At 40.8% G+C, this 23,117-nt stretch carries 17 protein-coding genes; 3 read left to right on the forward strand and 14 right to left on the reverse strand.

Annotated features, from left to right (window positions below):
* Nucleotides 1-77: 77 nt before the first annotated feature.
* The 7 genes from DWW85_RS04350 to thyA all read right to left on the reverse strand — a co-directional run bounded on the left by DWW85_RS04350 (nucleotide 78) and on the right by thyA (nucleotide 12,586).
* Nucleotides 78-2,111 (reverse strand): YgiQ family radical SAM protein, encoded by a 2,034-nt coding sequence (locus tag DWW85_RS04350; protein ID WP_117807632.1) that lies wholly within the window; start codon nucleotides 2,109-2,111, stop codon nucleotides 78-80.
* Between the two features lie 17 nt (nucleotides 2,112-2,128).
* Nucleotides 2,129-3,115 carry a rod shape-determining protein gene (locus DWW85_RS04355; RefSeq protein ID WP_117807633.1) on the reverse strand — a complete coding sequence of 329 codons (987 nt, stop codon included), beginning with the start codon at nucleotides 3,113-3,115 and terminating at the stop codon, nucleotides 2,129-2,131.
* 226 nt (nucleotides 3,116-3,341) lie between these two features.
* Nucleotides 3,342-6,884: a hypothetical protein gene (locus tag DWW85_RS04360; RefSeq protein WP_226801004.1), complete on the reverse strand. Its 3,543-nt coding sequence runs from the start codon at nucleotides 6,882-6,884 to the stop codon at nucleotides 3,342-3,344.
* A gap of 57 nt (nucleotides 6,885-6,941) precedes the next feature.
* Nucleotides 6,942-9,449 carry a hypothetical protein gene (locus DWW85_RS04365; RefSeq protein ID WP_117807635.1) on the reverse strand — a complete coding sequence of 836 codons (2,508 nt, stop codon included), beginning with the start codon at nucleotides 9,447-9,449 and terminating at the stop codon, nucleotides 6,942-6,944.
* 40 nt (nucleotides 9,450-9,489) lie between these two features.
* Complete coding sequence (locus tag DWW85_RS04370; RefSeq protein WP_117807636.1) at nucleotides 9,490-10,512, reverse strand: rhomboid family intramembrane serine protease; 1,023 nt, start codon at nucleotides 10,510-10,512, stop codon at nucleotides 9,490-9,492.
* A 2-nt stretch (nucleotides 10,513-10,514) separates the two neighbouring features.
* Nucleotides 10,515-11,624: a heavy metal-binding domain-containing protein gene (locus DWW85_RS04375; RefSeq protein WP_117807637.1), complete on the reverse strand. Its 1,110-nt coding sequence runs from the start codon at nucleotides 11,622-11,624 to the stop codon at nucleotides 10,515-10,517.
* A 131-nt stretch (nucleotides 11,625-11,755) separates the two neighbouring features.
* Entirely contained in the window at nucleotides 11,756-12,586 is an 831-nt protein-coding gene (gene thyA / locus DWW85_RS04380; RefSeq protein ID WP_117807638.1) for a thymidylate synthase, read from the reverse strand.
* A gap of 181 nt (nucleotides 12,587-12,767) precedes the next feature.
* Here thyA and DWW85_RS04385 point away from each other — a divergent pair, with 181 nt between their 5' ends.
* Complete coding sequence (locus DWW85_RS04385; protein WP_117807639.1) at nucleotides 12,768-13,184, forward strand: helix-turn-helix transcriptional regulator; 417 nt, start codon at nucleotides 12,768-12,770, stop codon at nucleotides 13,182-13,184.
* A gap of 1 nt (nucleotide 13,185) precedes the next feature.
* The gene (locus DWW85_RS04390) at nucleotides 13,186-13,578 is read left to right on the forward strand and encodes a helix-turn-helix transcriptional regulator (protein ID WP_021943764.1); all 393 of its coding nucleotides are present in this window, start codon (nucleotides 13,186-13,188) and stop codon (nucleotides 13,576-13,578) included.
* Between the two features lie 33 nt (nucleotides 13,579-13,611).
* On the opposite strand, the gene DWW85_RS04395 is transcribed toward DWW85_RS04390, so the two are convergent.
* From DWW85_RS04395 to DWW85_RS04420, 6 genes are all read right to left on the reverse strand, one after another.
* Nucleotides 13,612-14,490, reverse strand: a complete 879-nt coding sequence (locus DWW85_RS04395) for a TIGR01212 family radical SAM protein (protein ID WP_117807640.1) — start codon at nucleotides 14,488-14,490, stop codon at nucleotides 13,612-13,614.
* Between the two features lie 118 nt (nucleotides 14,491-14,608).
* On the reverse strand, nucleotides 14,609-15,256 hold the full coding sequence (locus tag DWW85_RS04400; RefSeq protein WP_021943762.1) for an HAD-IIIA family hydrolase: 648 nt from the start codon (nucleotides 15,254-15,256) through the stop codon (nucleotides 14,609-14,611).
* Nucleotides 15,257-15,282: 26 nt separating this feature from the next.
* On the reverse strand, nucleotides 15,283-16,941 hold the full coding sequence (locus DWW85_RS04405; RefSeq protein ID WP_117807641.1) for a putative manganese-dependent inorganic diphosphatase: 1,659 nt from the start codon (nucleotides 16,939-16,941) through the stop codon (nucleotides 15,283-15,285).
* Between the two features lie 80 nt (nucleotides 16,942-17,021).
* A complete protein-coding gene (gene carB, locus DWW85_RS04410; RefSeq protein WP_117784906.1) occupies nucleotides 17,022-20,225 on the reverse strand; it encodes a carbamoyl-phosphate synthase large subunit in 3,204 nt (1,067 codons plus the stop codon).
* Complete coding sequence (locus DWW85_RS04415) at nucleotides 20,225-21,298, reverse strand: carbamoyl phosphate synthase small subunit (protein ID WP_117807642.1); 1,074 nt, start codon at nucleotides 21,296-21,298, stop codon at nucleotides 20,225-20,227. The genes carB and DWW85_RS04415 overlap by 1 nt, the downstream gene beginning before the upstream one ends.
* A gap of 165 nt (nucleotides 21,299-21,463) precedes the next feature.
* Nucleotides 21,464-22,117, reverse strand: coding sequence for an epoxyqueuosine reductase QueH (locus DWW85_RS04420; RefSeq protein ID WP_309295069.1), 654 nt, complete (start codon nucleotides 22,115-22,117; stop codon nucleotides 21,464-21,466).
* Nucleotides 22,118-22,265: 148 nt separating this feature from the next.
* Between DWW85_RS04420 and DWW85_RS04425 the strand changes: the two genes are divergently transcribed.
* Complete coding sequence (locus tag DWW85_RS04425; protein ID WP_021943757.1) at nucleotides 22,266-22,499, forward strand: hypothetical protein; 234 nt, start codon at nucleotides 22,266-22,268, stop codon at nucleotides 22,497-22,499.
* Between the two features lie 138 nt (nucleotides 22,500-22,637).
* Here the strand turns inward: DWW85_RS04425 and DWW85_RS04430 are convergent, their stop codons facing one another.
* Nucleotides 22,638-23,054, reverse strand: coding sequence for a hypothetical protein (locus tag DWW85_RS04430; protein WP_021943756.1), 417 nt, complete (start codon nucleotides 23,052-23,054; stop codon nucleotides 22,638-22,640).
* Nucleotides 23,055-23,117: the final 63 nt, after the last annotated feature.

The following is a 23,117-nucleotide window of genomic DNA, read 5'->3' on the forward strand; positions in this document are numbered from 1 at the left end:
CAACCAAAAATGAAATGCACGCATTAGAAATCATTATTTTTTCATTTCTGGTTATTTTCTTAATTTTATATAAAATATCAGTGTTTTTTCTTTCCTGTTTTCTGTTTTTGATATTTTTTATCATTTTGTCCTGCAGGTTTTCCGGTTCTGCTGTTTCTGTTATCCTGCCCGAATTTATAACTTCCTGAATTTTTACCGGATTTATCCTGTTTTCTATGATTACTGTTCTTGTTATTCTGATTCCGTGTTGCCTGTCCTGACGGATTCTTTTTATGGACATCTTTATGTCCCGAAGTATTCCTATCCATCTTTCTTGGAGTTATCAGACAATGCTTTTCGAATCCGATCAGATCTGTCCGCCCCGCCTTTATCAGAGCTTCTTTTACCAGATCATAATTCTCCGGTCTTCTGTACTGGATCAGTGCACGCTGCATTGCCTTTTCATGTGGATCTCTCGCCACATATACCGGTTCCATCGTTCGCGGGTCTACCCCTGTGTAATACATACAGGTCGAGATTGTCGATGGTGTTGGATAAAAGTCCTGTACCTGCTCCGGCATATATCCGATATCACGGATGTATTCTGCCAGCGCGACTGCATCTTTTAAAGTAGAACCCGGATGTGATGACATCAGATACGGTACTGCATATTGTTTCAACCCATACTGTTCATTGATTTTCTCATATTTTTTTATAAATGTCTCATATACTTGATTGGATGGTTTTCCCATGTACTTCAGAACATTATCTGAGATATGCTCCGGTGCAACTCTTAACTGTCCACTGACATGATACTGGCAAAGCTCCCGTAAAAAGGTATCATCATGATCTGCAAGCAGATAATCAAATCGTATACCGGATCTTACAAATACCTTCTTCACACCGGGTATCTGTCTTAATTTACGGAGCAGTTCAACATAATCTTTATGACTGGCATTCAGGTTCTGACATGGTTTTGGAAACAGACATTGTTTATTCTGACACACACCATATTTCATCTGTTTTTCACAAGACGGATGTCTGAAATTCGCTGTAGGTCCTCCAACATCATGAATATATCCTTTAAACTCCGGATCTTTCGTCATGTGCTTTGCTTCTTCAATGATTGATTCATGGCTTCTGGTCTGAACAATCCTGCCCTGATGAAAAGTTAGTGCACAGAAGCTGCATCCGCCAAAGCATCCACGGTTGCTTGCCAGACTGAACTTCACCTCTGCTATAGCCGGGATTCCCCCATCCTTTTCATACATTGGATGATAGGTGTTCATGTAATCATACCCATATACGTCATCCATCTCCATCTGCGTGAGTGGATATGCCGCAGGATTCTGAACAACATATCCCCGGTTGCCATATCCTTCCACCAGCACTTTTCCGGAATATGGATCTGTATTGATATACTGTGTATAAAAGCTTTCTGCATATTTTAAACGATCTTCCTGAAGTGCTGCATAATCAGGCAGGATCACCGGAGCTTCTACACCGGACAGATCTTTTGTCTTGTAGACTGTGCCTCTGATAAATGTGATATCCCTGACATCTATTCCGCTGTCTAACGCATCTGCAATCTCAACCATGCTGTGTTCGCCCATGCCATAGGAAATCAGATCTGCCTGTGAATCGATCAGAATTGAATGCTTTAATTTGTTCGACCAGTAATCATAGTGTGCAAGTCTTCTGAGACTTGCTTCAATCCCACCAATAATGATCGGAACATCCTTATACGTTCTACGGATCAGATTGCAATATACCACTGTTGCATAATCCGGTCTCAGCCCCATCTTTCCACCGGGAGAATAGGAATCCATACTTCTGTGTTTTTTTGAAACAGTATAATGATTGACCATAGAATCCATATTGCCACCGGAAACCAGAAAACCAAGTCTTGGTCTGCCGAATACATCTATACTCTTATCATCTTTCCAATCCGGCTGTGGAATCATACAGATCTTATATCCATGTGCTTCCAAAACTCTGCTGATAATTGCCGGACCAAAAGAAGGATGGTCCACATAAGCGTCTCCGGTAATAAACACAAAGTCCGGCTGTTCCCATCCTCTTTCTATCATATCTTTTTTATTCACTGGCAGAAAATTATGTGTATTTGTCATTTTCTTTTCTCTGCTTTCTATGCTTCTTCTTTTCTTGCTGCAATATCAACCGACATACCGGCACCAAGTGCAACTGCTTCTAACGCTTTATCCGAAACATACGTATCAATTCCCGTTTTTTCCTTGATCAGCTTATCCATTCCATACATCAGGCTGCCACCACCGGTCAGAACAATTCCATTTACCGATATATCCGCGACCAGCTCCGGCGGAGCCGTCTCAAGTACCCCATGAATTGCCGTCAAAATATGAGAAGTTGTATCTGCAAATGCTTCTATTGTCTCATTTGCGGTGATCGTGATCGCCTTTGGAAGTCCCTTGATCAGATCTCTTCCCTTTACAACATAGGTGATGTCCTCCGGCCTCTCATAGACCGATCCTACCGCTATCTTTGCTTTCTCCGCAGTCTGTTCTCCGATCAGAAGATTATACTTTCTTCTGATATAACGGATCATCGATGCATTGTAATCATCACCCGCTGCTTTGATCGACTGACTTTCAACTGCTCCACCAAGTGATATAACCGCAATATCCGTTGTACCTCCTCCGATATCTACGACCATATTTCCTTTCGCTTCTTCAATATCAACAGCAGCACCGATTGCTGCCGCAAGCGGTTCTTCCATAACATAGACACTTTTTGCACCCGTCCTGTAGACCGCATCCTCGACCGCTCTTCGTTCAACCTCCGTTACCCCACTCGGAACGCAGACACAGATTTTCGGTCTGCCAACTCCGGTCCGTTTCTCCATCGCGCTACGGATAAATACTTTTAACATTCGCTCTGTAACGGTATAATCTGAAACAACTCCCTTTACAAGCGGTCTTACGACCTCGATTGACTCCGGTGTCTTCCCGATCATCTTCTTCGCTTTATTTCCAATCGCAATAATGCACTTTGAGTTTTTTTCATATGCTACAACAGATGGCTGGTTGATGACTACTCCACGACCTTTAACATATACCAGCACATTTGAGGTTCCCAAATCTACTCCAATATCCATACTATCTTATATCTCCTTAAAGTTAACAACTATAAGAAACAAATTTTTGTTTGTTTCTAAAGTTATCGCGGCAGTTGTCAAAATCTACTTTAAATACAAATCTTGCCTCATCACCGCACAAAAAAGTGCCAAGTTTACAATAATAAATATTATAAACATTGGCACCATTTTTTTCAACCAAAATATAAGCTGGAAAATACAATCATACGACTGCTATTTTTCTTTCTTATTTTATATCCGTCTTCATAACTTTCTTTGCTTCTGCATTTCTTGCATCTGCACGTTCGATTGCTTCATCGATAGCTGTCAATAATCTGTCAATATTACCAGATTCCATTGCCATAAGTACATTTTTAATATTGCCATCAATACCATCTTCATACTTATAACCTTTTTCAATGATATATTCTTTGGCAATGACGATCAAATCTTCTTCCTTGATCTGATCGAAATATACTCTGTTATTGAAACTTCTCGCCTGTGTCATATTATCTGCAAGCATCTTGCTGAGTGCAACTTTTTCACCGGTAAGAATAACTTTTACATCATTCTTTTCTGTGGAACAAAGATCAACCATTTCTTTGAAACGCTCCGGTGTGATCAATCCGGCACTCTCAACGATCAGGCAGCCACCCTTCAGTTTTGTAACTGCACCTGCAAGTTTACCACTGTTGATTACTTTTGCCTTTACTTTTGCCTTTGCAGGAGATGTACAGAAGCCAAGGTCATAATAGCACTCTGCAAAATCTTCTCCGATTTTGGCAGAACCAAATCCATGTAATCCAAGGATTACCAGGTTCTTTGACCTCTTTGGATCAACCTTCATAGCCTGAAGAACATTTACAATCTGTGCTCCCGCAGGATTTACACACAGATATTTATACAGATATTTTGCTTCTGCAGGTAATGCTTTCTTCATTTCCTGATTGATCTCACTCTGTTCTGCTTCTACAGCAGCTTCATCTGTTGCTTCTAATGAAACATCAATCTTTGCAGCTTCATCCAGTTTTCCGGCTTTCAAGAGTTCCGCCTGTTTTCTTGCTTCCTCTTCCTTCTTAACTGCTTTTTCAAGCACTTTTGCTGCCGCTGCAGCTCTGCTTGTAACTTCTTCTAACTGCTTCTTTGTACTGATCTCTTCTTTTAACAGAGAATCAAGATCATGTTTCTTCTTTTCTTCTGCTTTCTTAACTGCTTCTTCATCTGCAGCTTTTCTAGCTACAATACGTTCTGCCTGTTCCGTCTTAAGATCCGCAATCTTCTTCTTTAATTCTTCTTCTTTCTTCTTTGCAGCATCCAGCAACTTCTTTGCAGCTTCTTCTGCCTTCTTCCGGGAATCAGCAGCTTCTTTTTCTGCCGTCATTGCAGCAGACTGAACCTTTTCAAGTTCTGCAGCCTCTCCTGTTGCATATTTTTCTTCCTCATCTGCAAGGAATTTCTCATGCGCATCATCTCTGGCTTTCTTTTCTTTTTCCAGATTATCTTTACCATCTGCTGCAGTCTTTTCGGCATTCTGGATCTCAACTTCTTCTTCGATCTTAGCCTTTTCCAGAATCTGTTCAGCTTCTTCCTCTGCATTTTCAGCCTTTGAAAGCAGATCTTCCGCTTCAACTACCGACTTCTTTGCAGCATCCAAAGCCTGCTGTGCCTCTGCCTTTGCAGCCTTGAAGGATTCTACATTCTTCTTTGTTTCTGCAATATCTGCATTTGTAGTCTTCTTCTCTTCATTAAGCGTATCAATTTCAGACTGATGCTTCTTCTTATCAGCCTCGCCCTTGGAAATTCTGGTTTCAGCCGCTGCCTTTGCAGATCTTGCCTCCTCCAGTTTCTTTAATGCTTCTGCTTCTTTTGCTTCTGCATCCTTTAAAGCTTTCTTTGCTGTATCTATTGCTTTTGCTGCGGAATCATTATTGTTCATTGCAGTCTTTAACTTGGTCTCACTTTCAGCAAGTTTATTTTCAAGTCCTGCAAGCGCCTTCAATGACTCAGATTCCATCTCAGTTGTATTCTTAAGATTTGATGTTGCCTCTTCTTCTGCTTTCTTTGAATCTGTAAAGATAACGCCAGCGCGCTGCTTGTTCTGTTCTGCATCATCCATCAGCTTCTTAGCTTTGTCATTCTGCTTTTCTTTCTTCTTCTTAGCAGCTTCAATTGCTTTCTTCTTATCTTCCTCAAGCTTGGTTGATGATGTTTCAGCATCTTTACATGCTTTCGCATATTCAGCTTCATGCTTCTCGATATTTGCCTTCTTTGCATCTGCCAGCTTCTTGATCGCTGCATCTGCAACAGCCTGCGCATCATTGATGATCTTTGTCTTAATGGTTTCAGGATCGCATTCCTTTAATACCTTATCAGACTCATTCTGTGCCTTTTTGTTTGTATCCTCAATCTCTTTCTTGATCGAAGTTACCTTTGAATCCAGCTCTGCATCTTCTTTTGCAAGGAGTTCTTCATCTGCCTTCTTCTTTGCATCAAATTCAGCCTTTACCTTGTCATCATAAGCAGCCTTCTTCTTTGCACATTCTTCCAGTTGAAGTTTTAATTCTTTTTCTTCTTTCTCTGAATCTGCAATGGTCTTCTGAGCGGTCTCAACAACATTCTTTGCGTCCTGTGCTTTCCGTTCAGCCAGTTCGATTGCCTGCTTCTTCTTTGTTTCAGCCTCGATCTTTGCTTTTTCTACAGCAGCTTTCTTGCGGGCTTCCTCTACTTTCTTACGGTTTTCTTCTTCTGCAGCTTTACGCTTGGCTTCTTCCTCTGCTTTCTTCTTAGCTTCCTCTTCTGCCTTCTTCTTAGCTTCCTCTTCTGCTTTCTTCCTAGCTTCCTCTTCTGCCTTGATCCGTGCTGCTTCTTCTTCACTTGTCTCATCTATATTTGACAGATTCTTAATGCCGGCACCAAGGAAATCATCATCATCGTCATCATCATCTATATCATACATGGACGAAACATCAGATGCGTTTTTGTTTCTGTCAGGTAAAATACTGAACAAGTCGCCATTTTTATCATTACCCTTTGGTGTCTTTACTTCTTTTACCTCAACATTCTTTCCTGGTGTCCATTCTGCATCATCTGCAGCAACAGAAGACATATCATCCTCATCAAAACGTACAGAATCATCTGTAAGTGTCTGTTTCTCTGTTTCACCAACTTTACTAGGTGAAAGGGAATCATCCACCTTACCTTTAATATTTAATGAAGCACCAAGGCCACTGCCTGCGTCCTCTGTTTTTCCGGACAATCCGCCTTCTGAAGGTGCACTGCCAAGTCCGCCACCAAGTCCGCTTCCTAAACCGCTGCCAAGTCCGCCACCGAGACCTTCTCCCAGTCCGCTTCCTAAACCGCCGCCAAGGCCGCCAAGGCCTTCATCGGCAATACCACCAAGGTTAAGACTGATTTTCGGCATTTTCTGCTTGTCATTCTTATCCTCTGTCTTTGCTTCTTTTGCTTCACCCTCTGCCTCTTTATTTGTATCTGGCTTATTAGTTTCTGCTTCGTTGTTCTCTGTCTCTTCAGGCTTATCCTCATGAACAATACCCAATGCTTCTTCTCTCTTACGTCGTTTCTTCTCCTCAATACGCGCAAGTTCTTCAGCAGACAAAGTCTTATATTGGCTCTTGCTTCCACTATCTGAAGACTTCTTTTTATTACTGCTCAGATTTTTCAGTGCCTGCTCTTCTTCCAGTCTCTTCTGCTTTGCAGCTTCAGCGGCTCTTTCTTTTTCAAGCTGTGCCTTTATCGCAGCAATCATAGCTTCTGTTTGATCTACAGCCAATTTGTACGCCTCCTTCCACATTATCAAATAAAAAATAATATTTATATATTAATCTAATTATTTGTCATTTCTCTTAAGCTTGTATTTCTTCTCCTGTTTTTTATCTAGGTGCTCAAGCTGTTCTTTTCTGTTATCTTCTTGTTCCGATATCCCCTTCTCATCAGATGACAGATCCGCGTTTTCGACGTCTGTTTCATCTTCAATCAGGTTAACAAAACTATCACTATGCATATTGAAGTAGTCTGTATTTGATGCATATTTGGTTCCAAGCTCTATACCAAGTCTTGCCAGTAATTCATCTGCCTGATTAATAAGCTGTTCTTCTTTTTCCAGATTATCTGACATTTTTCTGTCATATTCAGCCTTCATATCAACCGTTTCTTTCATCAACTCTACAACTGGAGGTTTGTCGCTGTTATAATCCGGAAACAGACTTGAACGAAATATCGGGAAGTCCCGTCTATGTGCCGTTTTCTCCGATTCAATCCCGTATTCTGGTTCTTGTTCCGTTTCAGATTCCGGATTGACCTCGGCCTCTAAATTCATTTCAACCACAGCTTCAGAATCAATTTCAACATCCTTCTCAGCTTCCGTCTTACTCTCAGATTCTTTCTCAGAATCAGCCTCAGCTTCGACTTCTAATTCTGATCCAGGATCGGAATCAGCCCTAACCTCCACTTCCGGCTCGATTTCTACTTCCTCTTCAGCTTCATTCTCTGTTTCGACTTCCACTTTTGTGTCAGATCCGGTTGCTGCTTCGATCTCCACAATATCATCATCCTCATATGCCTGTTCAAATGAATCATCTTCCCAGGTATCTGCGTCAAATGTATATTCATCAAGCGACTGAATCGCTATATCTATATCAAACGGATCATCAGAAGTTGTTTTCTCCATTGTATCCGTTGATTCTAACTCCAGTTTCTGATTTTCCTCCAGCATCTCTGCCTTTTCAGCATCTTCTGCAGGCTCAGCGGTTTCTGCTGTTTCTTCAAGCTCAGATTTCTCAGTTTCTTCTACTTCCTCTATAACAACAGAATCATCATCTTCCCCGGCCGGCCCTGGCGTCTCAGCACTATCGGCGTCTTCTTCATTCGATTCTGATGTCTCAGGTTCTTTAGCATCTTTTGTCTCCGCCTCAGTAATCTCATGATCTTCAACAGATTCCGTATATTCTGATTTCTTCTCAATCTGTTGCTCATCGGTTTCAGATTTTTCAGGTTCTTCCGATTCAACATTCTCAGGTTTCTCAACATCTGAAGCGTCAGTTATATCTTCGGATATAATCTCTTCCGGAGCTTCTTCGAGAATCTCTTCTGTATGTTCATTCGATGGTTCCGGCATGATTGCATCATCCACATCTACCATCAATACAGAATCATATTCTTCGTTATCAAAATCAAAATCGTCAACGCCATCTTCAAATGAATCCTCTGATAATTCATCCAGACTTCTCGGCTTCTTCTCATCCCCTGTAGGATCAGCAACCGGTTCTGCTTCAGCTTCCATGCCATTCTCAGCGACAGTTTCATCAGATTCCGGATTTACAATCTCGCCAAGAAGCTGATCACGGTCTACTTCTGAGTTCTCCTGCTCCGCAAATGCTTCCTCAATTGCCTCTTCTTCTTTCTTTGACATCCGGTTCTTAAGGAACCACTTTTTCTTTCCGGTATTCTCTTCCTGATCAGAATTCTCCGGAGTATCCAATACTTCCTGATCTGTCTGTTCTTTCTGCTGTTCTGCTTTTTTTTCCTGTTTCTGTAACTTCTTGGATTCTTTCTTTTCTTTCGACTTCAGAAGCATCTGTTTAAACTTCATAGAATTCGTAACTGGTTCCCGATCCTCAACCATCAATGTGATCTTTGGATCTTTCGGATGGATTCTCAAATCATCTGCTTCTAATACTTTCTCTTCCATCAGACGGACATCCTGCTGCGCGATATCGTCATCCATTGCTTCCGTTTCAGGATAACAATAGATGGCTTTATCAACATCATATAATTTCTCTCTTAACTGATTCACCTTGTCAATATAAGATGAACCTTTATAAGTTGCACAGAACATCTCGGCTTCCGACTGGAATTTTTCTTCATTTCCCATTGCTTTATACAATAAAAGCATCTCAAAATCCCAGATATCACTTGTTTCTTTTTCATTTGCCGATATCAGAATACCATACAATTCCTTGTATGGTTTTCTTTCTGCTTTCGCAAGCATATATTCGATCCTGTATGTACCCGCATCTTTTTCATTCTGATTAAATTTATATATTTCATAATAGGTATTTGCCAGTGAATAAAAGCCCATGGATAAATATACCCGGATCAGAGAATATATGATCTTATTCCCTACAGGTGCCATGGAATGTGCTTTTACAAGAGCAGCACGGGCTTCCTGATACCGCCCGTTTTCATAATAAACTTCACCACAGATCTTAATAAACTGTGGCGAAAGGGACTTGGTCAAATCCTGATGTTCAAGTATATCCAAAGCAAGACTATAGTCTCTGCTTTCAGCCAGTTCTTTAATTTTATTCACACTTGACATACTTATTCCAGTACCCATCAAACCATACTCCTAACAATTTTTTCATCTCTTAATTTTATCACATAGGTTTATCTTTTACAACAGCCTTATGGATCAGGATCGCAATTATACCAACTAAAAGTCCAGCGATAAGGCCGCCTACATGCGCTGCATTATCAATTCCATCTGAAACATATCCATTTAATATTGTGAGCACGGATAAAAACAAAAGATCTTTTAACGAAATTCCTGAAATATGTCCTTTATTAAAAAATGCAAATACGATCAGCACTCCCATCAATCCACAGATTGCCCCGGATGCGCCACCTGCATATGTATAATAATTTCCCAGATAACAGCTGATCAACGAACATATTGAAGCGGTGATCCCGCAAAACAAATATGAAATCAGAAAGCCAATCCGTCCCATCAGATTCTCAACTCTCGCTCCCAGCGCAACCAGAACAACCATGTTGCTGAATAGATGAATCAGAGAAAAATGATAAAATATGGATGTTATGATTCGATAATATTGCTTTTCTACGATTACGTCATACAAATTATCCGCAAGCAATTCCTCCAGCCAAGAATTCCCCGCTGCATCTCTTGTATATACAGATATCACAAAAATAATAATATTGATTAATATCAATATCGGTGTTATTACACCAAACGTTTTACGGATCCTTGAAAGATTCCTGCCCTTTTCCTGAAGGATCTGTTTGTCAAGCACCGGCTGCAAACCATCAAAATCCATTGGCTGATTTTCAAACACATACAGTTTGCCATAGTCTTCACTGAACAGCCAGACATTGCTCATCTTTGAAACAATCTCATTTACAGAATCATCAAACAATCCATTCGGTGTCAGTAATATATTAAGCAGTTCGATCCTTTTATCACTGTCTGCAGACAAGTCATGTATGATCTGTCTGTTAAACTTTTGTAAGCTTTCTGCCCTCAGATCTCTGCTGCTTCCAAGCACAACAACATATATGGCATCTGTTCCCAGTCTGCCATATACGTTATTGCTTTCAGGATTTAGTTTTTTATATCCCATTTCTTCCAGATGCTCAATTATCTGTAGAACATATTGCTGCATTTTTATAATCCAAGGAACAGATTCTCTACCTTTTCAATAACCGTATCCTTCATATTGCCACGGGTCTTCTCATACTGAAGACCGGACTCCATGATTTCCAACAACTGCATACGAAGGCCGGAATCAATGTCCTTAATGTGCTTCATAAGAACATCCTTGATCTCCATAACATATTCTTTCTGACGCATTTCCTCAATCATAGGCTCATAATTAAAGGAAACCGTGTTCTTCATCTCATCCTGTTTTCTGGAACAGATCACACATTCTTCTGCTCCGCCCTCATTTACATGACCACAGTTACAGGTCCATACCAGTCCGTCTGACTTATAGTTACATACCGCATCCAGACCTTTTTTCATCTTAAGGGCTTTGAACTTTAATGGACTGAGATCTACATCGATCGGATCATCTCCGCAGGAATATACTCCACGGGAAGTTACATACTTCTGGATATATACCTTTGAGCTTGAAATGATCTTTATGTACTTATCCGGAAGCTTACATTCAATATAATCAGACTTCAGAAGCGACTGACCTGTTTTATCAAATACGAAATCAACTCCGGTCAATGTGATCTCATCACCATAAATATTTGTAAATTTAATATCTGCCTTGATTGCTTTGATATCTTCCATATTGTAATTATTAAACCATGCTGATATTCTGGTTCCTTTTCCTTCTGAAGCAAGAACGATCTTTACAGCTCTTGGAACAAGCTTGTCATAATAGTTATTAACATATAACTCTTTTCTGACAAATACACTCTTCTCAAATTCGGACTGATATTCTTTCTTGATAGAAACCAATGTACCCGCAGCAACAACAGATGTAATATTAGATGAGTAATCTACTACATTTGTATGGAAACCTACAACTGCATTGTACTTGGTCTTGCCAGCCATCTCCTTGAATGACTTGATTGCTTCATTCATTGCTCCATCCAGCTTCTCCTGATATATGCTGCTTCGATCTGTAGCAATATCTGCAATTGATGAACCAATCTCCTTCAGAAAGTTTGAACTTAAAATTGTCTGCACAAATCTATATGGACCATATTCTGAGATCTCATATCCTTCAAAACTTGTGCCAGATGTAATCATAATATCTTCCATGTGTAACGCACCTCCAAAAATATATGAAAATTGTACCACAAATTTTTAGAATAGACAAATACTTTTTGTGAATTTTATCTTAAAATACAATCTTTTTTTAGTAATTTTATTCAAATAACTACAAATATCCGTTAAATCGCGATTGGAATATTTTTCACCTGAGGTCCGGTCTTATAATCTTCGATCGTAAAATCATCTACTGTGAACTCATAAAAATCCTTTACATCCGGATTCATTTTAAATTTCGGTGCAGGATAGGTTTCTCTCTCGATCAGTTCCTTCACGATCGGAATATGGCGGTCATAAATATGTGCGTCTGCGATCACATGAACCAGTTCACCCGGTTTGAAGCCTGTCACCTGCGCGATCATATGAACCAGCACTGCATACTGGACCACATTCCAGTTATTTGCTGCAAGTACGTCCTGTGAACGCTGATTCAATATTGCATTCAGGCGGTCTCCGGTCACATTAAAGGTCATACTGTATGCACATGGATACAGATTCATTTCGTGAAGATCCTGATGCACATACATATTGGTTATCATACGTCTGCTGTATGGATTATGTTTCAGGTCATAGATCAGACGATCCACCTGATCCATCATACCCTCTTTATACTGATGTTTTACTCCCATCTGATAACCATATGCTTTTCCGATCGAGCCATCTTCATCTGCCCAGCTATCCCAGATATGGCTCTTCAGATCATGGATATTATTTGATTTTTTCTGCCAGATCCAGAGCAGTTCATCAATAGCAGATTTCACATACGTCTTGCGAAGTGTGATCGCCGGAAATTCTTTTGAAAGATCATACCGGTTCACAACACCAAACTGTTTGATCGTATAGGCACTGGTTCCATCCTCCCATTTTGGACGAACCTTTTCCCCTTCTGTACTGTATCCGTTCTCTATGATCGAACGGCACATTGAAATAAATATATCATCTGCACGGCTCATTTTTATACCTCCATTTTTATCTTCTGAACTTTTGTAATTGTACCGTATCAATATTAAAAACGCAACTTTTTATCCCGAAACATGCAAGTTATTACATCAAACCATACAAGTTATTACATCAACACTCCTGCAGCCACCTTTTCTGTTATGATCGAAAAAAAACAAATGAAAGGAATCCAATATGAAAAAAGAAAACAATCCACTTCCTGACTTATTAAAGTATTTCCGCAAGAAGAAACATCTGACTCAGGAACAGGTCGCAAAACAGCTGTCTGTATCCCGTGCCAGCTATGCCAGTTACGAAACCGGAAGGATCATCCCCGGCATGCAGCATATCATGGAATTGTCCCGGATATTAGAGCACGACTTTCTGTTTGCCTATACTCTGGCTGTCCAGAATGCTCCGGCCGGTGCAATGCCGGAAGCAGTTTATGAAGAAAATCCATACCTTGCCGTTCCGGCTCTGCCCACAGATGCACAGAGCAATGAACGATCTGCAAAAATCGCCTGTCTGTCATCCATCGATCAAAAGCTGATCGACACTTATATAGATCTTCGTATTTCAGACAGTAAAACTACAAATGAAAGGAACTTCTAATATGACAACGAAAACAAATATAGGAAGTGCTCTTACCGCACTCAGAACCGGAAACCATCTTACCATTCAGGAAGCAGCAAAGCATCTGAAACTCACACCCTCCTCCTATTCCAATTATGAACATGGCCGCAGTTATCCGGATATCCGGCTGATCTTCCGCACAGCCGTATACTATCATATCAATATTGAATTTCTGATCTTTCTCGTCTGCATTGATCTTGCTTCTTTCGAAAATCTAAAAAACGAAGAATTGTTCCGTCTGTTTACCTACGGGCACACCTTTTCCTGGGACTTTTTTGAATTGTTTGAACGATATAACTCCCTTTCCGATGTCTACAAACATGCTGCTTCTACTTTTTTAGAAGCAGCATCTATCTGCAATCAGCAGATATAGAAACAACAAAAATGCAGCAATCAGTTTCCCGGGCTATGCCTGCCTGACTGCTGCATTTATCGTATTCATTACTTTTTTCTTATCTGCGCTCCAAAGCGGTGCGATCAATAGTTTCTTTGGCCCATCTCCGGTCAGACGGTGGATCACCATATCCGGCGGCAGTACCTTCAGACACGAAACAACACATTCTGTATAATCTTCCAGCGATAAAACAGAACATTCTCCATTCTGATACAATTCAGCAAGGTTTGTTCCTTTAAGGACATGAAGTAGTTGCAGCTTTATGCCCTGTGCACCGCTCTTTCCTATATACTCTGCTGTTTCGATCATATCTCTCTGCGTCTCTCCCGGAAGTCCCAGTATCATATGTACGATCACATGTACACCAAGATTCCTGAGTTTTTTTACCGCCTCGTCATATACCGAAATGGGATATCCGCGATTGATAAACTTTGCCGTTTCCTCATGTATCGTCTGAAGTCCGAGTTCTACCCACACCGGCTTAATCCTCTGTATATCACGCAGCATATCGATCACCTGATTTCCCAGGCAATCCGGTCTGGTTGCAATTGAAATAACCGCAATGTCTGACCGCATCGCTGCCTTTCTATAAATATCCCGCAAACGGTCGATATCACCATATGTATTCGTAAATGACTGAAAATATGCAATATAATGTTTACCTTTGAACTTCGAAGCAACCAGCTGTTTTGCCTGTTCAATCTGTCGATCTATGTCCATATCCGCTTTTGGGCTGAAATCACCCGATCCTAGACTACTGCAAAAGATACAACCGCCAATTCCTGCCGTTCCATCCCGGTTCGGGCAGGTGGTTCCGGCATTTAATGACAGCTTGTATAATTTCTCCCCGAAGGTATCCTTTATATATTGATTCGCTGTATATATATTCATCTTACATATTCCTTATACATTGATTCGCCATGTACATCTGCATAGTGCATATCTTTCATATCAAACCGATTCATAAGCCCATCCAACTTCCATATCAGTCAGGCAGCAGCTCTACCGTTTAAAAGAATTCGAGCAGCTCCTCCGGCTTATGGATGATCTGGGTAGCACCATGTTCTAACAGGAATTCTTCATCACGAAAGCCCCAGGTAACAGAGATACATTCCAGTCCGCTGTTCTTCGCGGTCATGATATCCACATCTGAATCTCCTACATAGACTGTACCTTCCCGTCCGATCTGCATTTCCTTCATTGCTTCGATGCAGGTATCCGGTGCCGGTTTCTTTGCTACATTTGCAGACTCCCCAATCGCAGTATAAATATACTCTCCAAAAAACTGATCCCGCAGTCCCTTTACTGCAGCATCAAATTTGTTCGATACGATCCCTGCCGGTATTCCTTTTTCTTTTAACACCTTAAGCACATCGATAACTCCCTCGTAAGAACCTGTCTTATTCAACATATTCTTCGAATAATGTTTCTTGAATATCGCAAGTGCTTTTAATGTATCATCTTCTGAAGTTCCCGTCGGAACTGCACGCTCCATCAGCTTTTCTACACCATTTCCTACAAAACGGCGGACCTCATCGATTGTCCGTTCCGGGTAATTCATCTGACGAAGTGCATAATTTGTACTGTCCGCCAGATCCTCTAATGTATTTAAAAGTGTTCCATCCAAATCAAATATAACTGCCTGATATTTCTTCATTGTACATCTGCCTTTCTGCCTTTATTCTATTCCGGCTGATCGAGTTCCTGTACAGCCCGAACCAGTGCCGGAACAATCTGTTTCTTTCTGGAAACCACGCCCTCCAGATATGCATAATGATCTACAAATTTCGTCTGGAACGCACGGGAACAGATCTCCTCTGCCTCATCTCCAAATGCCAGCATTCCGGAACTATCGTCTAAAATGCTTGTCATTACAAACAAAAATACATCACAGCCGTTTTCTGTATAATCGGTCAGATACTCGTACATACTCTTCTGTATCTGTTCAATCTCTCTGGTATTGATCGATGTGATCTGTCCGATCGCAAAGGTACGTCCGTCAATCTCAAATTTCTTATAATCCTGATGCAGAATCTCATCAATCGTCTTTCCCTTCAGATTACTTCCGGCATCGAACATTTCCATTGCAAAATCATTCACATTTATCTCTGCAAGCTGTGCAAGAGCATATGCTGCATTCTTATCCTCGCAGGTGCAGGTCGGCGATTTAAACAGCAGCGTATCTGATAAAATAGCCGCACACATCAATCCCGCAATCTTCTTATCCGGTATAATATTCTGTTCTCTGTACATCTGATATATGATCGTAGATGTACAGCCGACCGGCTGATTTCTGAAATAAACCGGTGCAAGTGTTTCTACATTTGCAATTCTGTGATGATCGATGATCTCCCGGATCTCTGCCTTGTCGATATTATCAACCGACTGGGTACGTTCATTATGATCGACCAGGATCACCTGTTTTTTTCTGGCATTGATGTAGTTACGTCTGGAAACCAATCCCAGATAATTCCCGCTCTTGTCTACGACAGGGAAATAACGGACTCTCGTCTTCGACATTACGCTTTTGATCGTTTCAACCGAATCATCCTCATTAAATGTCATGATATTATCACGAACCATAAAGAATCTTACCGGTATACTTTGACCGATCAGTCTGGCCACCTTATAGGTATCATTCTGTGATATGATGATCGAACAGCCCTTAAATGCTGCAAGTTTTACTACATCATCATCTACCTTATCTACCAGACAAAGGATCAGCATACCTGCTCCCTTTTCAATTGCCATCAGCTGGGATTCCTTCCGGTCACTTAAGATAACAAGGTCACCCGGTTTTATAAAATGCTCCATCAACTCCACATGAGCCGCTCCAATGATAACTTTTCCATTTGTGATATAGCTGTGTGGATTTCCACAAACCATCTCACCATCGATCGTTTCAATAATATGACGGCATCTGGTTCTCGCTTTATACAGAATGTCGTCCTCCGAATTCAACATATAAGCTTCTGCAATATCTCCGACAGTTAATATTCCACGAATCTTTCCATTCTCCACAACTGGCAACGTCGTTGCATCATTCTTCTGCATGATCTCAAATGCTTTCTTCATTGTTGTATCACCCGGTACACCGGAAACGAGTCGGTAAGAAATATCACTCAATTGGGTGTCCACGTTTTTGATCAACTCCGGCACTTCCACATCAAAATAATTTAATACAAATTCTGTTTCTTTATTGATATTACCCGCTCTTTTGGGAATATATTTATTTTCTGACTGATTCTTAAGATCTGCATACGCGATCGCTGAACAAATTGAATCCGTATCCGGATTCTTATGTCCGATCACAAATACCTCATCTCTTGGAATGTTATGCATATTCCACCTCCTATTAAGAACGCAAAACAGCCTGCTGCAAAATGCAGCAGCCTGTTTTGTCAGGTTGTATCATATTATACTTATAATTCGCTGATGTCAACCAGTGATAATCGTCTGTTTGCGGATGACTCCAAACTTGTAAGCAGCGCATTCGCTGTATCAAGGCTTGTAAGACAGGTAACACCGGTTTCAACTGCATGACGTCTGATCACGAAACCATCCTTGCTTCGTTCAATTCCCTGTGACGGAGTATCGATGATCAGATCGATCTCATGACTTAAGATCAGATCCAACAGATTTGGTGATGGTTCCTCTACTTTGTTGATCAGTTCAGCAGGTACTCCATTCTCATTCAGGATTCTACATGTGCTCTTTGTAGAGAAGATCTCATAACCAAGAGCCGCAAAACGTCTGCCGATTTCTACTGCATCCATCTTGTCTGCGTCCTTAACTGTAAGAATCATCTTCTTTGTCTTTGGAAGATTTACACCTGCACCAAGGAACGCCTTGTAAAGGGCTTCGTTGTAGTCCTTGGAGATACCAAGACATTCACCTGTTGATTTCATTTCCGGTCCCAGACTGATTTCAGCTCCACGGATCTTCTCAAATGAGAATACAGGCATCTTGATCGCAAAGTATTCTGCTTCCGGCTGAAGTCCCGGCTTATATCCCATATCCTTGATCTTCTCACCTGTGATAACACGGGTTGCAAGATCTACGATCGGAATACCGGTAACCTTGCTGATATATGGAACAGTACGGCTGGAACGAGGATTTACCTCAATTACATATACTTCATCATTGTATGCGATAAACTGTATATTGATCAGACCGATTACATGAAGGCTGTTTGCAAGCTTTCTTGTATAATCTTCAATTACACGTTTGATCTTTGGTGAAAGTGTCTGTGCAGGATATACAGAGATACTGTCACCGGAATGGATTCCGGCTCTCTCTACATGCTCCATGATACCAGGGATCAGGATGTCTTCTCCATCACATACGGCATCTACTTCTACTTCCTTACCCATGATATATTTATCAACCAGAACAGGATGCTCCTGAACATGTCTGTTGATGATATCCATGAATTCAATAATATCTTTATCAGAGATCGCGATCTGCATTCCCTGTCCACCTAATACATAAGAAGGTCTTACCAGAACCGGATAACCGAGTTCATTGGCTGCCTCTAAGGCTTCATCTCTGGTAAATACCGTCTTTCCGGCAGGTCTTGGGATACAACACTTCTCAAGGATCTCATCGAATAATTCTCTATCCTCAGCGGCATCTACATTCTCTGCACTTGTACCAAGGATCGGAACACCCATCTCCATCAGTGCTTCCGTCAGCTTGATCGCTGTCTGTCCGCCGAACTGAACAACCGCACCATCCGGTCTTTCCAGATCTACAATTGCTTCTACATCCTCTGCTGTCAGCGGCTCGAAATACAGCTTATTTGCAATATCAAAATCTGTACTGACTGTCTCAGGATTATTATTTACGATAATGGTCTGGTATCCCTTTCTCTCAAATGCCCATGTACTGTGTACGGAGCAGTAATCGAATTCGATACCCTGTCCGATACGAATAGGACCGGAACCAAGAACCATAACCTTCTTTACGGAATGATCTTCCTCTACTTCACTCTCACCGTCGAAGCAGGAATAATAGTATGGTGTAGATGCTTCAAACTCTGCAGCACAGGTATCAACCATCTTGAAAGATGCACGGATACCATAGCCATACCGCAGCTCTTTGATCTCTTTTGTTGTCTTTCCTGTAAGCTGTGCGATTACCTTATCCGGGAATTCTACACGCTTGATCTCCTTCATCAGTTCCTTGGAGATATCTCCCTTGGAATCACGGATCTCCTGTTCATAGTCAACCAGATTGTTGATCTTATCAATGAACCAAAGATCAATCTTTGTGATATCGTGAATTGCTTCCTGTGTAATGCCACGGCGAAGCGCCTCAGCAATAACAAAGATACGTCTGTCATCTACATGATGCAGAAGCTTTAAGATATCACTGTCAGACATATTCTTATATCTGCTGGAATGAAGACCATCTACATGCTGTTCCAGAGAACGGATTGCTTTCATCAATGCACCCTCAAAGTTTGTGCAGATACTCATAACCTCACCGGTTGCCTTCATCTGTGTTGTCAGATCATGATCTGCCTTGATGAACTTATCAAACGGAAGTCTAGGAATCTTAACAACAACATAGTCCAGTGCAGGCTCAAAGCTTGCAAATGTCTTCTTGGTAATTGCATTCTTGATCTCATCCAGATTATAACCAAGTGCGATCTTTGCAGAAACCTTGGCGATCGGATAACCGGTTGCCTTGGATGCAAGTGCCGACGAACGGCTTACACGAGGATTTACTTCGATTACACAATATTCAAATGTAGTTGGATGTAATGCAAACTGTACGTTACAGCCACCACGGATATTTAATTCAGAAATAATATTTAATGCAGATGTACGAAGCATCTGATACTCTTTATCACCCAATGTCTGGGATGGTGCTACTACGATAGAGTCACCGGTATGGACACCGACCGGATCCAGATTCTCCATATTACAAACTGTAATACAGGTACCATTTGCATCACGCATTACTTCGTATTCGATCTCTTTCCAGCCTGCGATACAACGCTCTACCAGAACCTGACCGACACGGCTGAGTCTCAGACCATTCATCAGAATCTCGACAAACTCTTCTTCATTCTCAGCGATACCACCGCCGCTTCCGCCGAGGGTGTATGCCGGACGGAGTACAACCGGATATCCAATCTTCTTAACAAATTCGAGACCGGCTTTTACCGTTGTAACAACCTCAGATGGTGCTACAGGCTCATGGATTTTCTCCATGGTTTTCTTGAATTCCAGTCTGTCCTCTGCTTTTTTGATTGTTGAAGAAGATGTACCGATCAACATAACATCATGTTCTCTTAAGAAACCGGATTCTTCCAGTTCCATTGCGATATTTAAAGCTGCCTGACCACCCAGTGTTGGCAGAAGGCTGTCTGGTTTTTCTTTCTCGATCACTGCTTTTACAACATCGGCTGTTAATGGCTCAATGTATACCTTATCTGCGATATCCTTATCTGTCATGATCGTAGCCGGATTGGAGTTGATCAGAACAACGCAAAGACCTTCTTCTTTTAATGAACGACAAGCCTGTGTACCGGCATAGTCAAATTCTGCAGCCTGTCCGATTACGATAGGACCGGAGCCAATTACAACAACTTTTTTAATATTCGGATTCTTTGGCATTACTTAGACACCTCCATCATATTCATAAATACATCAAACAAGAAGTCTGTATCAAGAGGACCGGCACATGCTTCCGGATGGAACTGTACAGTCTGTGCATTCTTACCAAGGTAATGAACACCTTCTACTGTACCATCATTTACATTGATAAAGCTGACCTCGGCAACCTTTCTGTCAAGGCTCTCTTCTTTTACCATATATCCATGATTCTGGGTTGAAATATAAACCTTTCCGGTCTTTAAATCTTTTACAGGATGGTTCGCACCCCTGTGACCGTATTTCATCTTTACGGTATCGCCGCCATTTGCAAGTGCAAGCAGCTGATGTCCAAGACATATTGCAAAAATAGGAATATCTGTATCGAAAAGTTTTTTCACTTCTTTGATTGTAACCTTACAATCCTTTGGATCTCCAGGTCCGTTTGTTAACATGATGCCGTCCGGTGCATCTGCGATGATCTCCTCCGCAGGTGTCTCAGCAGGATATACGGTAACCTGACAGCCTCTCTTTAATAAAGATTTGATAATATTTCTCTTAACACCGAGATCGATAACAGCTACCTTGTAGCCATCTCCCGGATAAACTTTCTTTTCTTTGCATGTAACATCAAGAACAACATGTCCCATCTCCCATGCTTTGATCCGCTTCAGACAATCTTCAAGGTCATAAGAAGCATTTGTTGTGATCATGCCCTTCATTGTACCCTGATTTCTGAGGATCTTTGTCAATGCTCTGGTATCAACTCCCTCGATACCTGTTATATTGTTATTAATAAGGAACTGGTTAATACTCTGTTCACTTCTGAAGTTACTTGGCTTCTTCGCAATCTCTCTTACAATAAATCCTGACTGCCATGGTTTATCAGCCTCCATATCTTCCAGACATACACCATAATTACCAATCAACGGATATGTCATACAAACTGCCTGCCCGGCATAGGATGGGTCTGTCAACACCTCTAAGTAACCTGTCATAGACGTATTGAAAACAATTTCGCTTATGATCTCATCGGTTGCTCCAATACTGGTGCCTTCAAATACATGTCCATCTTCAAGTATCAAAAAAGCTTTCATAATACAATTCCTTTCTTCTTTTTTCTATTTTTGCTCAAAAAAAAAGAGTGAACAGAGAATCTGTGCACACATACAAAGATCCTCATCTGCCTCTTTTTTCTAGTTTTGTCAATTCTAACACATTTGTTATTGTTAGACAACACTTTTTCATCGAAATTCGTCAACTTATTTCTGAGCAGCTTCCTGCTTCATTTTTTCTGTTGCTTCATACGCTCTTCTGCTGAACTCACAGCCGCAGAAGTTCTGTCTATATAAATTATATTTCTTTGAAAGCTCGATTGAGCGTTTATATCCGTTTTTCTTCTTAAAATCACTATGTAAAAACATTATACCATACTGCTCACCCAGCTCTTCTCCGATTTCATTGAGCCAGTCTGCATTTTTATGTGGACTGATCGACAAGGTTGTGGTGAAATAGTCATATCCATGTTCTTTTGCAAACGCGGCACTTTTATCCAGACGAAGTTTATAACAGGCATAACACCGTATCCCGCGTTCCGGCTCTTCTTCCATTCCTTTTGCCATTTCAAGAAACCGTTCGCTCTCATGCTCTTCCAGATATGGTTCCACCCCATTCTCCTGATATACTTCATGGACAAAGCGTTTCAATTCGTTCCAGCGTTTCCCGTATTCTTCATCATTTGTGATATTCGGATTATAAAAATAAGCAGTAATATCAAAATAATTGGCCAGGACTTCCAGACAATGACTGGAACAAGGGGCACAGCAGCAATGAAGTAGAAGCTTCTTCTTACTGCCGGAATCCGATATTTTCTTTAATTCTTCTTCCATCATAGTATAATAGTTTGCATTTTTCACTATTTATCTCTCCTTTTTTATAAAAAATAACGGAAGTTTTTTCCTTTTCTTGTCTTTTTGTGCACTATTAACAGTTGACTTTGTGCTATCTATACAATATACTATATTCAAACAAACATAGGCATACTATATGATGGAGGTGTTTATCATGACAGTTGAACAGGCAATCAAAAAATATAAATTACAGCCGGTAAGTGTCAGTGTTGCTAAAGTGAAGGCCAAAGAACTGAATGTGGAGGAAGTTTTGTACATGAATGTACAGAAGAATAAATACGCCTACATTGTTAAAGATGGTGCACGGGGAATCATGCTTTACTCCGACGAAAGAAGTCTTTATACCAAACTGTATAAAGGACTTAAGATGACTCCTCTTCAGCCATAATTTCGTATTTAATTTCACACCACATAAAAGAAGCTTATCATCAGAAGTCCGGATTTCAGACCGGATCTGTTATAAGCTTTTTTTAATACTCTAAATGTCGCAGCTTCTTCAGCAACAAAAAACTCTCATTTCATTTATTCAAAATAATCTGTACTCCGGTAATTCCTCTCCAAACAGAAAATGCCTGATTCCATCATCCACAAATATTATGATCAATGAAAGAAACATCCACAGCACAGAATACGGCAGACATATCTGCCCCATTACATTATATGGCAGGTATGAATAATCCCATACTCCAACATGAAAGATCAGATTTACGATAACTCCGGTTACAAATTCAAACAAAGTTATGATCCCTGACGATAAAATCATCTGTAGCGGAATCGGCATTCTCGGGAACATCTGATTCAAACCTCCGCAGGCAATCATACACAGCCCCCCACAGATTATCATGGAATAATGAGAATAATCTCTGGTAAATATCTCAAGAAAATAATATACCATCCCTCCGGTCAAAAACAAAGACAGATATTTAAAAAAAGTAATCTTCATCGCAAGCACCTCTTTTTATAGTATCTGTCTTTCTGCTTATAAATATGTGTCTGTTCCTGACTT

Source organism: Clostridium sp. AF17-21AC (assembly GCF_003461365.1).
GTDB lineage: Bacteria > Bacillota > Clostridia > Lachnospirales > Lachnospiraceae > Coprococcus > Coprococcus ammoniilyticus.

Coding starts and splice junctions, on each gene's coding strand:
- DWW85_RS04350 (WP_117807632.1), bottom strand. CDS start 2,111: ATGACAAATACACATAATTTTCTGCCAGTGAATAAAAAAGATATGATA.
- DWW85_RS04355 (WP_117807633.1), bottom strand. CDS start 3,115: ATGGATATTGGAGTAGATTTGGGAACCTCAAATGTGCTGGTATATGTT.
- DWW85_RS04365 (WP_117807635.1), bottom strand. CDS start 9,449: ATGGGTACTGGAATAAGTATGTCAAGTGTGAATAAAATTAAAGAACTG.
- DWW85_RS04370 (WP_117807636.1), bottom strand. CDS start 10,512: ATGCAGCAATATGTTCTACAGATAATTGAGCATCTGGAAGAAATGGGA.
- DWW85_RS04375 (WP_117807637.1), bottom strand. CDS start 11,624: ATGGAAGATATTATGATTACATCTGGCACAAGTTTTGAAGGATATGAG.
- thyA (WP_117807638.1), bottom strand. CDS start 12,586: ATGAGCCGTGCAGATGATATATTTATTTCAATGTGCCGTTCGATCATA.
- DWW85_RS04385 (WP_117807639.1), top strand. CDS start 12,768: ATGAAAAAAGAAAACAATCCACTTCCTGACTTATTAAAGTATTTCCGC.
- DWW85_RS04390 (WP_021943764.1), top strand. CDS start 13,186: ATGACAACGAAAACAAATATAGGAAGTGCTCTTACCGCACTCAGAACC.
- DWW85_RS04395 (WP_117807640.1), bottom strand. CDS start 14,490: ATGAATATATATACAGCGAATCAATATATAAAGGATACCTTCGGGGAG.
- DWW85_RS04400 (WP_021943762.1), bottom strand. CDS start 15,256: ATGAAGAAATATCAGGCAGTTATATTTGATTTGGATGGAACACTTTTA.
- DWW85_RS04405 (WP_117807641.1), bottom strand. CDS start 16,941: ATGCATAACATTCCAAGAGATGAGGTATTTGTGATCGGACATAAGAAT.
- carB (WP_117784906.1), bottom strand. CDS start 20,225: ATGCCAAAGAATCCGAATATTAAAAAAGTTGTTGTAATTGGCTCCGGT.
- DWW85_RS04415 (WP_117807642.1), bottom strand. CDS start 21,298: ATGAAAGCTTTTTTGATACTTGAAGATGGACATGTATTTGAAGGCACC.
- DWW85_RS04425 (WP_021943757.1), top strand. CDS start 22,266: ATGACAGTTGAACAGGCAATCAAAAAATATAAATTACAGCCGGTAAGT.
- DWW85_RS04430 (WP_021943756.1), bottom strand. CDS start 23,054: ATGAAGATTACTTTTTTTAAATATCTGTCTTTGTTTTTGACCGGAGGG.